We start from the raw sequence: 11431 nt of genomic DNA on the forward strand, positions 1-11431 counted from the left end.
TTTCTTTTTTATTAATTGATGACCCAATTCTTATTGTGGGGCACTGTTTTCTTGGGGTTGTAATGCATTCCGGCTTGTGTCGGTATTTTTAGTATGTATGTACGTCCGCTTTTATTCATCAGCGAGGTATCCCGCAGCCACGGATTGGCATCTTTCAGTTGGGCATAGGTGATGCCTTTATCTTTGGCAAACTGTGCCAGGTTGCCGATGCCCGTTGTGACGGTCACTTCCGTGTAGGGGATGGGCGGATAAAGATGTTCCCGTTTCAACAGAAAGCCGTACTGCTGTGGATTGCTGATGACTGCTTTGGCTGCCAGCAGGCGGAACATGTAGCGCGAAGTCTCTTCTACCAGCCATAAGTCGACAGCCTGGTCCACCATTTGCTTCTGCAGCTGTGTGGAGATGCGTCCTTGCCCGGCATTGTAGGCGGCGGCTACGCACAGCCAGTTCCCGTATTTCTGATAAGCATCTTTCAGGTACTTGCAGGCTGCTTTGGTCTCTTTCTCGATATGGTATCGTTCGTCGATGTTGCTGTTCACCTCCAGTCCGAATTCGCGTCCGGTGGCAGGCATGAACTGCCATAGGCCGGCGGCACCCGCAGGCGATTTGGCAAGCGGGTTCAGGTTGCTTTCTATCACAGCGAGGTACTTGAAGTCATCGGGAAGGCCGTTGGCTTTTAGTATAGGCTCTATGACGGGGAAATAGCGGTTGGCACGCTTCACCATGAGCATGGTGGTGGAGTGCATGTAGGTGAAGGACATCAGTTCGCGGTCCATACGTTCGCGGTGGTCGTAGCGAAGCAGGTCAATAGCTTGTCCGGCAAAAGTGATCTTGTCCGGTACGCTGGGGGAGGTCACGCAGTAGGGAACTTCGGATTTCACGGAATCGCGTTCGGGATTCAGCGTACTGCTGCTTGCGAGGAAGGGGAGGCTGGAACCTGCGCACAGTGCAATGGCAGCGGTAAGCACGATATATTTTGAATTTTTCTTCATGTCTGTATGTATATTTCTGTTTGGAGACGTGAAGATACGAAATCAATTCGTTATAGGCAACCTTTCCCATAGCCATCGTGGAATCATACGCCAAAAAAATACCAGTACCCGGTAGCGTCCGTCAATGACAACTACCCGTCTCTTTTCTCTTAAAGCCTTGATTATGTGCTGTGCTACACGGTCTGCTTTCATCAGCATCGGGTATTTCCCGCTTTTCAATAAATCGGTGGCAACAAATCCCGGACGGATGTCGGTGAAGTGTATATCAAGATGCTGCATCCGGGCAAGTTGTGCCAGCGCTTCGATGTAGGTATTCTGGAAGCGTTTGGTGGCAGAGTAGGCCGGTGCAACGCCCAGTCCTTTAGTGCCTGCAATGGAACTGATGACAGCAATATGTCCAGAGCCTTTTTCCTTGAAATAGTTGAAGGCGGCAGTCACCATGCGGGTAAATCCCTCTACATTGGTACGTGCCGTGTTCAGTTCGATGTCCGGTTGTAAGTCCCGGTTTTGATGTCCCACGCCGGAACTGAGGAAAAACAGGTCCATGCCTCCCAGCTTTTTTATCAGGTTATGGAGGTGTAGAGTCGCTGTCTCTTCCGTAACGTCCAGCTGTTCCGTGACTATCCGGTCGGGTGCGGTGGCTTGCAGGGCATGCAATGCTTCCTCTCTTCTGCCGGCAATGCCTATATGCCAGCCTTGTTGTACAAGTATCCTGGCTACTTCTTGTCCGATGCCTGAAGTGGCACCGATGATGATGGCTTTCTGCATGATGATAGGGGATTATCCGATGACGGTTGCTACAATTCTTCTTCCTCCGCCCCGGTTGCGGAACTCGCAGAGATAGATGCCTTGCCAGATACCTATGTTCAGACGCCCATTGGTGATGGGGATGGTGAGGCTGGTTCCGCTGAGGGTTGCCTTGGCATGGGCGGGCATATCGTCATCGCCTTCGCATGTATGTTGGTAATAAGGTTCCCGTTCTTTTACGAGGCGGTTGAAGATGGCTTCCATATCTGTCTGTACGTCAGGGTCTGCATTCTCGTTGATGGTGAGGCCTGCGCTTGTATGCTTGATGAACAGATGCAGGATTCCGGCAGACGGAAGCGGTGGAAGGTTGCGTATAATCTCCTCTGTCACCAGGTGAAAGCCACGCCGGCGAGGGGTTAGGGTAAATTCTTTCTGTGCGGTCATAAATCATTGTTTTTCGTTTGTTGTCAGGATGGTCTTGTCCGGCAGGGCAGTTCCACGGTGAATGTGCTTCCCACTCCCATTGTCGAATCTACGGTAATCACTCCATTCATTTTCTCAACGATGGATTTGCAGATGGAGAGTCCTAATCCGGCACCTTGGGCAAAAGAGTCCACCTTTTCGAACCGTTCGAATATCATTTCCAGTTTGTCGGGGGAATACCGCATCCAGTATCGGAAACACTGATTCTTATGCCGTCTGTGTCCGTTTCGTAGTACACTTCGATATGTCCCTGCACGGTGTTTTTCAGTGCATTCGATATGAAGTTGTTCAGTATCTGTTTGATGCGCATCGGGTCGTGCTCTATCTGGCCGGGGGCTGCCGGATACCTGGCAAAGAGTTTCACTCCTGCCGGAACGTTCCGTTCGTACTCGGTAATACTTTCCTCGATGAGTTCTGCCGGATTGAACCATTCGGAATGGAGCTCTATGTGTCCGGCCTCTATCTTGGAAAGGTCCAGAACGTCGTTGATTAGTTTGAGCAACAGTTGGTTGTTGTGGTTTATCAAAGAGATGTACTGTTCCCTTTCCTGCTCGTTTTCCACGTAGTGCAGCAGGCTGGAGAAACCGATAATCGCATTTAGCGGCGTGCGGATTTCATGGCTCATATTGGCAAGGAAAGCGGATTTCAGCCGGTCTGCCTCTTCGGCCTTTTCCTTGGCTTGTATCAGCATTGCCTCCGTCTGCTTTAATTGGGTGATGTCGTAATTGATGCAGATAATCTCTATGATGTTCTGTTCAGGCATGTAGCGTTCTACAATGATGTTGACGTGGGTCCACATGAAAGAACCGTCTTCTTTAAGAACACGTACTTCCCGGCTGAGCTTGTGTGCCAGTCCTCTCTTTACGTTCTGTAGGAAGTCAAGCATGATAGTACGGTCGTCTGGGTGGAGATGATTGTAGGTTCCGATGATTTCGGACAATGGTGTTTCTGTTTTCTCACCCAAGTTCTTGTACCAGCTGCGTTGGGCATAGCCTTGCTCATTAAGAAGGTCATAATTGGCATATCCCACTTTGGCATAGTCACCTATAAGCTCAAAGTGGCTCTCGAACTCTTGTATTTTGTTGTAAGCGACGGTCGTTTCCGTTTTGTCTGCGTTGATTAGCAGATAGTTGGTCAGGTTGTGATTATCGTCGTAAAGGCTTGTGACTTTGGTTACAAGGTCTATGGTGCCCGTCTTCTTCTGTGTCTTGTAGTAATTGCCTATTTTAGAGAAGTCATACCGGAAAGTGAAGTCTGCATTTTCATGTTTTCTTAACTTGCTTTTCATCTCTTCCGGGAAAATCGGATTCTCGAAAATATTAATTCCAAGTAGATCTTCTTTCTGTTTGAGATGGAACATTTCCTGCTCTTTGTCATTCATATCTATCAATATTCCCTCTCGGTTATAGAGCTCAATTCCTACCGGAAGATATTTATAAATATTATGGAGGAGACGGTTACGCTCTTGTAAGGCTTGGGATGCCGATGACATGTCGGGACCGTCTTGTGTTTCGGCAATGCCGTAGATTTTGACATTATCGTTTTCGTCGGTTCTCTGTAGGCATACCTTGCTTCTTATCCACGTTGGTCCTTTTGTTGTATTGAGCAGATATACGGCCTCTTGTGTCTGTCGGATGTCGTCGAAGGAATGTGTGGTAGTATGCCGTTGTTCCTCTTTTAGGATACGTTTGTTGAAATCTTTAAAGCTGATGGTTCCATCCTCATCCAGTCCCAGCAACCGGGAGATATATTCGGAGCAAATGTAGCTTTCGGTCTTTAAATCAGCTTCCCACCATCCCATATTGGCATTGGTCATCATTGCTGACAGTAAGTCATAATCAAATTTAGAATTCATACCGGAATCTTTAATAGTGATGTTTTTGTTCTGTCACAACAATTAAGATATTGACAAAGATACATTATTTCCAAATTAATCTGTGATGAACGGAAATAAAAATAAGAGTTATATATGTTTTTGGGGAATGGGAAAAAGATACCCGAGTTTTTGTACTTGCCGGAATAAGACGTATATTTGTTGCAATTTTTACATCCTAACAAGAAAATGCCATGAAGCGTATTGGACTCTTTGTAATAGTTTTTTTCTGCATATCACTCTTACTCCATGCAAGCGGCCCGCGTGTCTTGTTTATCGGAGATTCTATCACGGACGGTAACTGGGGAAATGCCTGCGGGATGCCCAAACCGACTGCGGAGCGAAGCCTTTGGGATATGAACCATATTTACGGTAGCGGCTATATGTATTTGTGTGCAAGTCATTATCAAGGAGATTTTCCGGAAAAGGAATATGCTTTTTTTAATCGTGGCATCAGTGGAAACACTCTCCGGGATTTGGAGAAACGCTGGGAAGAGGATGTCATTGGAATGAAACCGGATGTGCTTTCCGTCTTGGTGGGGACAAACGATGTACATTACTATCTGCAGGGTGACAAAAAAGAGCCTTTTGATTTTGAAGGATGGGAGAAGTGTTACCGTTCCTTGCTTGACCGTTCTTTGCAGGCCAATCCGGAATTGAAGATAGTGCTGGGCACTCCTTTTGTTGCCAATGTCGGCAATATGCGTAAGAGTGAGGACTTTGCAGAACGTGATAGTCTGGTGCGTCGCTGTGCCGCCATCGTAGAGAGGATAGCGAAGGACTATCAGACGGTATTTCTTCCTTATAACGTGATGTTCGATGAAATTCTGGGTACTGCTCCGACTTCTCAAGACACCTATTGGATTTGGGACGGTATCCATCCTACTCCTGCAGGGCATAAACGAATGGCGGATATGTGGATAAAGCGCGTGAATTTATAATTTATCAATAAAATAGAGAGTAATGGAAAAAGTGATTATCAACTCGTACGAGGATTTTGAAAAGCTGGTAGGCCAGCAAATCGGTGTTTCGGAATATGTAGAGCTCCCTCAGGAGCGTATCAATCTGTTTGCTGATGCGACATTGGACCATCAGTGGATACACGTCGATACGGAACGCGCCAAAGTGGAAAGCCCTTTTAAGAGCACTATTGCACATGGGTATCTCACCTTGTCCATGTTGCCATATCTGTGGAACCAGATTATTGAAGTGAACAACCTGAAGATGATGATTAATTATGGTATGGACAAGATGAAGTTCGGTCAGGCGGTATTGTCCGGACAGAGCATCCGACTGGTTGCCCATTTACAATCTCTGTCGAATTTGCGCGGCGTAGCAAAGGCAGAAATAAAGTTTGCCATCGAAATACAAGGTGAAAAGAAGAAGGCATTGGAAGGGGTGGCTATATTTTTGTATTATTTCAATTGATTATGCGTAAGATGGTATGCCCCCAATGCAAGGTGGGGGCATTTTTTGTGATGAACGGACAAGGTGAGCGCCTGCCGGTCTACATCTCTGACAAAGGCGAGATTGTGCCTAAAGACAGCACCTCTTCATTGGAAGGATACGACCTGGATACGGTTTATTGTTTGTGCTGTTCCTGGCGCGGAACTCCGAAACGTTTGGTGAGATACTGATGGACATATTCCTGCCACAAATGGCAGAGTGCCGCCACGGGATGGTATAACAGCATCCGTGGTCCGGCATACCGCATGACTTTACGCATCCGTTCTTTCATTTCGGGCTTGTAGCAGTGAATGCTGCATTGCCTGCAGGTGGATTTATTCTCACCGAAAGGACAGCGTGAAAGACGAATGCGGGCATATCCCAGCAATTCCTCGCATCGGGGACACAATTGCTTGTTACCTTCCTTTTTCCGGCAGTAGAGGCGGACCATCCGTTCTACTGTCTGTTTTTCCTGCTCGATACGGGATGGCATGTTTATTGTTTGGACTGCCAGCGTTTCAAGGTCGGGAAGAATTCTTTCATACCGGCAATGGCTTCCTCTTTAGTGAAATTCATTCCGGAATCCTTGTTGAATTCGTCGGTGAACTGTGCACAATGTTCTATCATTTCGTCCATAGTGCAGTCTTGTGCAAAATTGCCGTGCTGGTAGCAATAGGTGCAATATTCCTCGTTGAGGCTACCGTCGGCATTGGTTCCGAGTACTTCTGCAGATGACAAGGGCATTCCGCAGCTTTGGCAAAGTTTAGCTTCCATAATGTGTGGAGTTAAGTGATATGCAAATATAGGATATTATTTTGGTTGAAGCGTCCTTTTCAGATAAATCATGTCTTTCAGTTGCTTGCCTCCTTCAAATATGGGGTGGTCGTAATTATCGATAAAGAAATCGGGTACCCGGTGTGAGTATGCAAATCCGCAGCTTTCATAGAAGGGGATGGTTAGCGGACTGTCTCCAGTGCCGACAAGCATAGTATGGCACCGGTCTTTATAATGTTCAAGAACGAATGCTATCAGTTCTCTTCCATATCCCTGGCGCTGGTATTCCGGATAGACAGCTATGCTCTTTATTTCGTAGATTCCTTTATCCTCGCAGGTGATTACACAAGACGCTTTGACTGTATCATTATCGGATAGGATGAACATCTCTCCCCGTTCCAGATAACGGTCAATCATGGACTCTTGTTCGTCGGCAAGCAGCAGCAGGTCAAGATATTGCTTTTTGTTGCCGGATATGGGATGTATTCTTATCATATTTCTGAATTTCTGGTGTGAAGTTAGTCATTTTCTATTGAATTACAATGGATATCTCTTTTTAACTGTTGAATGGTTGAGAGTTGCCGGTGAACAAAATCTGCCATACGCCGTTCTTCTCATAACATGATAATCTGATGAAGTTATGAGTAAGTTGAAATTCTCTTTTCTGGTTTTGATGCTGATGGTATCAGTCTCGGCTTCTGCCGATTGGGCACCTGCTGATGTACAGGCTGCACTGAAGAAAATGTATCCTACGGTAGATGATGTTGCCTGGTCGCATGATGAATCTTATTATGTGGCAGATTTCCTGATGAACGGTTTTGATACGAAAGTCTGGTTTGACGGGCAGGCGCAATGGGTAATGCAACAGACGGACTGGGAGACAATGGACGAAGTGCCCCCTGCCGTTTACAATGCTTTTGCCGCCAGTGAATATTCCGGAGGGATGGTGCAGAATGTCACTTGGGTACAGTTTCCCAAATGGCAGTCCATCGTGGCGGTAGAGGTAGGGATGGCAAATCTCCAGACGAAATATCAGATATTGTTTACCCCGACGGGCGAAATCATCCGTGCCCGTAATGTCACCTATACATACAATCCGCTCGGCGCAGCCACTTTCTTGTAACGTCTGTTCGCATACCTGCTGAATTTATCATATCTTTGCCTTCCCAAACCAGACTTTTATGGACAAAGACACTTTTCAGCAGGAGGTTTATAATGTAGTGGCCGCAATCCCTCCGGGGCGGGTGGTGACGTACGGACAGATAGCCTATCTTGTCGGAAGACCTCAATGTTCGCGCATGGTGGGACATGCTATGCACGATGTGCCCGACGGCATGTGTTTGCCCTGCCATCGGGTAGTGAACAGCCAGGGCAGGCTGGCACCGTGCTGGGCGGAACAGCGGGCTTTGCTGGAGGCAGAGGGCGTGACGTTCAGAAAGAATGGGTGTGTGGACATGAAAAAATGCCAGTGGGAATTCATGAAAGAGCAAATACAATAAGATTATGAAATTTATAGGTGCACATGTATCGGCCAGTGGGGGAGTGGAAGCGGCTCCCGTCAATGCCAGTGAGATAGGGGCAAATGCTTTTGCCTTGTTTACCAAGAACCAGCGTCAGTGGGTGGCAAGGCCGCTGACGGAGGAGAGTATCAGGGTGTTTAAGGAAAATTGCGGGAAGCTTGGCTTCGATTCCCGCTATATCCTGCCTCACGACAGTTATCTGATAAATTTAGGGCATCCCGAAGAAGAAGGGTTACAGAAAAGCCGTGCCGCTTTTCTGGATGAGATGCAGCGCTGCGAACAATTAGGGCTGAAGTTACTGAATTTTCATCCGGGCAGCCATCTGAATAAGATTTCCGTGGAAGAGTGTCTGGACAAGGTCGCTGAATCCATTAATCTTATATTGGGCAAGACGCACGATGTGGTGGCTGTCATAGAGAACACAGCCGGGCAGGGTAGCAATGTGGGAAACGAGTTCTGGCAGCTGGGACATATCATTGACCGGGTGGATGACAAGTCTCGCGTTGGAGTTTGCCTTGATACCTGCCACACGTATACAGCAGGCTATGATATAGTGAATGAGTATGACAAGGTGTTTGAGGAGTTTGACACAGCGGTAGGTTTCGGCTATCTGCGCGGTATACACCTGAATGACTCCAAGAAAGCACTCGGCTCCAGAGTAGACCGTCACGACAGCATCGGCAAGGGGCTGATAGGTATGGATTTCTTCCGGCGCTTTATGCAAGATGTGCGTTTTGACGGTATACCTATTATTTTGGAGACGCCCGATGAATCGCTTTGGGCAGAGGAGATAAAACTGTTGAGAAGCTTTGTCTCCTCTGATTGAGAGACTATGCCCTGAATACACATTCTATACGGTTACCGTCCGGGTCGAGGACGACACTTTCAAAATATCCGTCGCCGGAGGTACGGGGCTCTCCTGCGATGGTATATCCCGCTGTACGTAGCCGTTCTGTCTGTCGGAGGACAGCTTCCTGGCTGTCGAAGGCAAAGGCAAAGTGGGTCAGTCCCAGTCTGTTTTCCTCAATAGGGGTATTCTGTATGTCCGTACGGCTCATCAGTTCCAAATCCGTTCCTTCATCGAAGTGAAGGAAATAAGATTCGAATCCTTTTTTGGGGTTGATGTACTTTTCATTGCTGCTCCCGTTGAAGTAACGTGTGTAGAACTCTTTCATCTCTTCCAGTTGGAAGGTCCAGATGGCGATGTGATGTATCTTCATAAGTTTGCTAAATTATAATCTGTGTTCAATCTGAGTAATCTGTGGTGGGGTTGGTAATTGCAGGTGCAGAATAGGGAAAGGCTTTCCCGTCGGGTCGGTTTCGTCCCAGCCGGCCACTTGGAATCCCATATGTTGGTAAAATCGGCAAGCTTGTCCGTTCTGCTCGTTTACATCCACTTTGTGGATGTGTTTTTGGTAGACGGCGTACTCCATGAGCCGTTTTCCATATCCCTTACCTTGTTGGTCGGGGCGGACAAACAACATCTCGATGAGTTCATCGCTCAGTCCCATAAAGGCGGCAATTTCTTCTTTTTCGTTGCGGATGATGTAAAGCTCTACAGCAAGAAAGTATTGCTCTCTTATCAGCGGTTTGTAAAACTGTATATCCTTTTCTGCCAGGAAGTGGTGTGTGCTGCGGACAGAGGCTTCCCAGACGGTCAACAGTTCGTCATAATCTTGTGGGGTAGGTCGGAGTATCATCATTTATTGCATTACTTTGCTGGTTATTAATCAGTAGACAGTCAGAATTCGGCTTCTTTGGTAATCCTTACGGTTTCTCCCGTTATAGGGTGGGTAAATTCTAAGTATTCGGCATGCAGATAAAGCCGGTCTGCTTTCTCCCCGTAAAGTTCATCACCGATGATGGGGCAGTGCAAGCCAAGCGGGTGTGCTGCATGTATACGTAGCTGATGGGTTCTTCCCGTGCGCGGATAGAAAGCGATACGGGTCCGTTTCCCGTCCAGACGTTCCAGAACTTGATAATCGGTGATGGCGGGCTTCCCGTGTTCGGTGTGTACCATTTGCCGTGGGCGGTCAAGTGGATTCAGGCAAAGCGGGAGGTCGACCGTACCTTTGTCCTTTGGGACAACACCCTCGAGCAATGCGACATAACGTTTCCTGACCAGGCGGTTCTTGAACTGGGCCTGCAGGTTCTGGTGTACACGCTTGGTCTTGGCAATGAGCATTAAACCGGAAGTGGCCATGTCGAGACGATGCACCGTCAGGGGACCGTCAGCTTCGGGATATTGCTCACGCATCAGGCTATAGACGGAGACTGCATCTTCCTTGCCGGGAACAGACAGCATTCCTGCTGGTTTGTTGATGACCGAAAGCCATGGGTCCTCATAAACAATCTCCAGATTCTTGGAGGGTACCTGCATTCTTTTCAACATGGGGTTTTCCTCTACTTGTAGACCTTGCAGCATGTGTTGCAGTATAGGTTCGCACTTTCCTTTGCAAGCCGGATAATAGTGACCGTGATGGCGTATCTCTGTCTTTGGGGAATCACCCCACCAGAACTCGGCCATGGCAATAGGTTTCCATCCGTGCAGATAAGCTTGTTGCAGCAGTTTGGGGGCCGCACATTCACCCGCGCCGGCAGGAGGTGTCTTGTGCACGGTCTGCCCGAATATCTCACAGAGATTCTTGAGTTCTCCCCGGTAATTCAGCATCCCGAACTGTTCGAATAGCTTTTGCTGCAATGCTGCAGAGCGGGTTTTACGTTCAGACTTCAATGCTGAAATCCGTCTTTCCCAGTCTTCTGTCTGCGTTTGCAGTGTGGTAATCCTTGCTTTCCATGAACGTTCCAGACGTTTATATTCCGCCTTTTGGAACTGGCTTTCCCGTATCAGTTCGGCTTCTTCCTGCGCATTGAGTTCTTTTTCTTTTCTGCGCTGTTCTCTGGCTGTTTTGGCTTCTTTCAACTGTGCTTTGGCTGTTGCCAGTATGTCTTCTGCTGACTGAATGGTCCGGGCAAGCTCTGCTGATAAGGCGGCATATGCTTTGTCATTTTCCAATTGCCGGATGTTGCGGTTGATGGAAGAGATGTTCTCTTCTTCTATCTTGAAAAAGCCTTGTGGCTGTAGCAAGTCATATACGGGAGGAACAAAAAAGGGATGTAGGTTCTTTCCGGCCAATATGCCTGAGAATGCAGCTAAATATCCGGTTTCTCCATGCTCGGTTTGTACAATCAGTACCCCGAACATTTTGCCTTGGCGCAGTTCGTCCTTCCATGCAGTTTGTCGGGTAAGATAGCTTTGTACTTCTTTGGCTGCCAATATACATAATGGGTGCGGAGTATAGCAGAAAGGATAGGTGAACCTTTCCGGAAGCGGAATGTCGGTTATGGAAGTAGTAAAACGGTGCAACATGATGTTGCAAAGATACTATATTTCTCTTATAACAGACCGTTTGTACTGCAAATCTTTATTTCGTTGTATATAGGTTGTATCGCTTATGAAGAAAAAAACATCTTTGGGAAAGTTTTACTTATTCTCCGTTTATACAAATATGTATATATGTGTGAATTAACTTTGTTTTTGATAAATTGGCAACTCTGTTATCCTTAAAAAATGACTATTAATCTGTTTCGGATAT

The 11431-nt window shown here is 47.2% G+C and carries 15 protein-coding genes and 1 pseudogene; 6 read left to right on the plus strand and 10 right to left on the minus strand.

Going from position 1 to position 11431, the window contains the following annotated elements; translation table 11 throughout:
* Positions 1–11: 11 nt before the first annotated feature.
* The 4 genes and pseudogenes from DW039_RS09180 to DW039_RS09195 all read right to left on the minus strand — a co-directional run bounded on the left by DW039_RS09180 (position 12) and on the right by DW039_RS09195 (position 4077).
* Positions 12–992: a lytic transglycosylase domain-containing protein gene (locus DW039_RS09180; protein ID WP_120381877.1), complete on the minus strand. Its 981-nt coding sequence runs from the start codon at positions 990–992 to the stop codon at positions 12–14.
* A 42-nt stretch (positions 993–1034) separates the two neighbouring features.
* A complete protein-coding gene (locus DW039_RS09185; protein ID WP_098032586.1) occupies positions 1035–1760 on the minus strand; it encodes an SDR family oxidoreductase in 726 nt (241 codons plus the stop codon).
* 12 nt (positions 1761–1772) lie between these two features.
* Complete coding sequence (locus tag DW039_RS09190; protein WP_005826454.1) at positions 1773–2183, minus strand: secondary thiamine-phosphate synthase enzyme YjbQ; 411 nt, start codon at positions 2181–2183, stop codon at positions 1773–1775.
* Between the two features lie 23 nt (positions 2184–2206).
* Positions 2207–4077, minus strand: a pseudogene (locus tag DW039_RS09195) (PAS domain-containing sensor histidine kinase).
* 212 nt (positions 4078–4289) lie between these two features.
* Here DW039_RS09195 and DW039_RS09205 point away from each other — a divergent pair.
* From DW039_RS09205 to DW039_RS09215, 3 genes are read left to right on the plus strand one after another with little or no spacing between them, the layout of a single operon-like run.
* On the plus strand, positions 4290–5036 hold the full coding sequence (locus tag DW039_RS09205; protein WP_057089178.1) for an SGNH/GDSL hydrolase family protein: 747 nt from the start codon (positions 4290–4292) through the stop codon (positions 5034–5036).
* A gap of 22 nt (positions 5037–5058) precedes the next feature.
* Positions 5059–5523 (plus strand): MaoC family dehydratase, encoded by a 465-nt coding sequence (locus DW039_RS09210; RefSeq protein WP_005826461.1) that lies wholly within the window; start codon positions 5059–5061, stop codon positions 5521–5523.
* 2 nt (positions 5524–5525) lie between these two features.
* Complete coding sequence (locus DW039_RS09215) at positions 5526–5732, plus strand: hypothetical protein (protein WP_009036627.1); 207 nt, start codon at positions 5526–5528, stop codon at positions 5730–5732.
* Here DW039_RS09215 and DW039_RS09220 read toward each other — a convergent pair.
* Genes DW039_RS09220 through DW039_RS09230 form a run of 3 tightly spaced genes read right to left on the minus strand, consistent with a single transcriptional unit; the run spans position 5678 to position 6810 of the window.
* Positions 5678–6034, minus strand: coding sequence for a nitrous oxide-stimulated promoter family protein (locus DW039_RS09220; protein WP_009036628.1), 357 nt, complete (start codon positions 6032–6034; stop codon positions 5678–5680). The genes DW039_RS09215 and DW039_RS09220 overlap by 55 nt on opposite strands.
* A gap of 2 nt (positions 6035–6036) precedes the next feature.
* On the minus strand, positions 6037–6315 hold the full coding sequence (locus DW039_RS09225; protein WP_005835861.1) for a zinc ribbon domain-containing protein: 279 nt from the start codon (positions 6313–6315) through the stop codon (positions 6037–6039).
* A gap of 36 nt (positions 6316–6351) precedes the next feature.
* Complete coding sequence (locus tag DW039_RS09230) at positions 6352–6810, minus strand: GNAT family N-acetyltransferase (protein ID WP_120381879.1); 459 nt, start codon at positions 6808–6810, stop codon at positions 6352–6354.
* A 145-nt stretch (positions 6811–6955) separates the two neighbouring features.
* Between DW039_RS09230 and DW039_RS09240 the strand changes: the two genes are divergently transcribed.
* Genes DW039_RS09240 through nfo form a run of 3 tightly spaced genes read left to right on the plus strand, consistent with a single transcriptional unit; the run spans position 6956 to position 8661 of the window.
* Positions 6956–7438, plus strand: a complete 483-nt coding sequence (locus DW039_RS09240; RefSeq protein WP_035449484.1) for a PepSY-like domain-containing protein — start codon at positions 6956–6958, stop codon at positions 7436–7438.
* Between the two features lie 58 nt (positions 7439–7496).
* Entirely contained in the window at positions 7497–7814 is a 318-nt protein-coding gene (locus DW039_RS09245) for an MGMT family protein (RefSeq protein ID WP_005826471.1), read from the plus strand.
* 4 nt (positions 7815–7818) lie between these two features.
* Positions 7819–8661 (plus strand): deoxyribonuclease IV, encoded by an 843-nt coding sequence (gene nfo, locus DW039_RS09250; protein WP_005835868.1) that lies wholly within the window; start codon positions 7819–7821, stop codon positions 8659–8661.
* A 4-nt stretch (positions 8662–8665) separates the two neighbouring features.
* On the opposite strand, the gene DW039_RS09255 is transcribed toward nfo, so the two are convergent.
* Genes DW039_RS09255 through DW039_RS09265 form a run of 3 tightly spaced genes read right to left on the minus strand, consistent with a single transcriptional unit; the run spans position 8666 to position 11205 of the window.
* Positions 8666–9055: a VOC family protein gene (locus DW039_RS09255; RefSeq protein WP_005826473.1), complete on the minus strand. Its 390-nt coding sequence runs from the start codon at positions 9053–9055 to the stop codon at positions 8666–8668.
* A 12-nt stretch (positions 9056–9067) separates the two neighbouring features.
* Positions 9068–9538 carry a GNAT family N-acetyltransferase gene (locus DW039_RS09260; RefSeq protein WP_035457889.1) on the minus strand — a complete coding sequence of 157 codons (471 nt, stop codon included), beginning with the start codon at positions 9536–9538 and terminating at the stop codon, positions 9068–9070.
* 38 nt (positions 9539–9576) lie between these two features.
* Positions 9577–11205, minus strand: a complete 1629-nt coding sequence (locus DW039_RS09265) for an RluA family pseudouridine synthase (RefSeq protein WP_165853109.1) — start codon at positions 11203–11205, stop codon at positions 9577–9579.
* Between the last annotated feature and the right edge of the window lie 226 nt (positions 11206–11431).

Source organism: Bacteroides sp. AF39-16AC, assembly GCF_003602735.1.
In the GTDB taxonomy this organism is placed as follows: domain Bacteria; phylum Bacteroidota; class Bacteroidia; order Bacteroidales; family Bacteroidaceae; genus Bacteroides; species Bacteroides uniformis.

Coding starts and splice junctions, on each gene's coding strand:
- DW039_RS09205 (WP_057089178.1), top strand. CDS start 4,290: ATGAAGCGTATTGGACTCTTTGTAATAGTTTTTTTCTGCATATCACTC.
- DW039_RS09255 (WP_005826473.1), bottom strand. CDS start 9,055: ATGAAGATACATCACATCGCCATCTGGACCTTCCAACTGGAAGAGATG.
- DW039_RS09230 (WP_120381879.1), bottom strand. CDS start 6,810: ATGATAAGAATACATCCCATATCCGGCAACAAAAAGCAATATCTTGAC.
- DW039_RS09260 (WP_035457889.1), bottom strand. CDS start 9,538: ATGATGATACTCCGACCTACCCCACAAGATTATGACGAACTGTTGACC.
- nfo (WP_005835868.1), top strand. CDS start 7,819: ATGAAATTTATAGGTGCACATGTATCGGCCAGTGGGGGAGTGGAAGCG.
- DW039_RS09180 (WP_120381877.1), bottom strand. CDS start 992: ATGAAGAAAAATTCAAAATATATCGTGCTTACCGCTGCCATTGCACTG.
- DW039_RS09245 (WP_005826471.1), top strand. CDS start 7,497: ATGGACAAAGACACTTTTCAGCAGGAGGTTTATAATGTAGTGGCCGCA.
- DW039_RS09210 (WP_005826461.1), top strand. CDS start 5,059: ATGGAAAAAGTGATTATCAACTCGTACGAGGATTTTGAAAAGCTGGTA.
- DW039_RS09265 (WP_165853109.1), bottom strand. CDS start 11,205: ATGTTGCACCGTTTTACTACTTCCATAACCGACATTCCGCTTCCGGAA.
- DW039_RS09215 (WP_009036627.1), top strand. CDS start 5,526: ATGCGTAAGATGGTATGCCCCCAATGCAAGGTGGGGGCATTTTTTGTG.
- DW039_RS09185 (WP_098032586.1), bottom strand. CDS start 1,760: ATGCAGAAAGCCATCATCATCGGTGCCACTTCAGGCATCGGACAAGAA.
- DW039_RS09190 (WP_005826454.1), bottom strand. CDS start 2,183: ATGACCGCACAGAAAGAATTTACCCTAACCCCTCGCCGGCGTGGCTTT.
- DW039_RS09240 (WP_035449484.1), top strand. CDS start 6,956: ATGAGTAAGTTGAAATTCTCTTTTCTGGTTTTGATGCTGATGGTATCA.
- DW039_RS09220 (WP_009036628.1), bottom strand. CDS start 6,034: ATGCCATCCCGTATCGAGCAGGAAAAACAGACAGTAGAACGGATGGTC.
- DW039_RS09225 (WP_005835861.1), bottom strand. CDS start 6,315: ATGGAAGCTAAACTTTGCCAAAGCTGCGGAATGCCCTTGTCATCTGCA.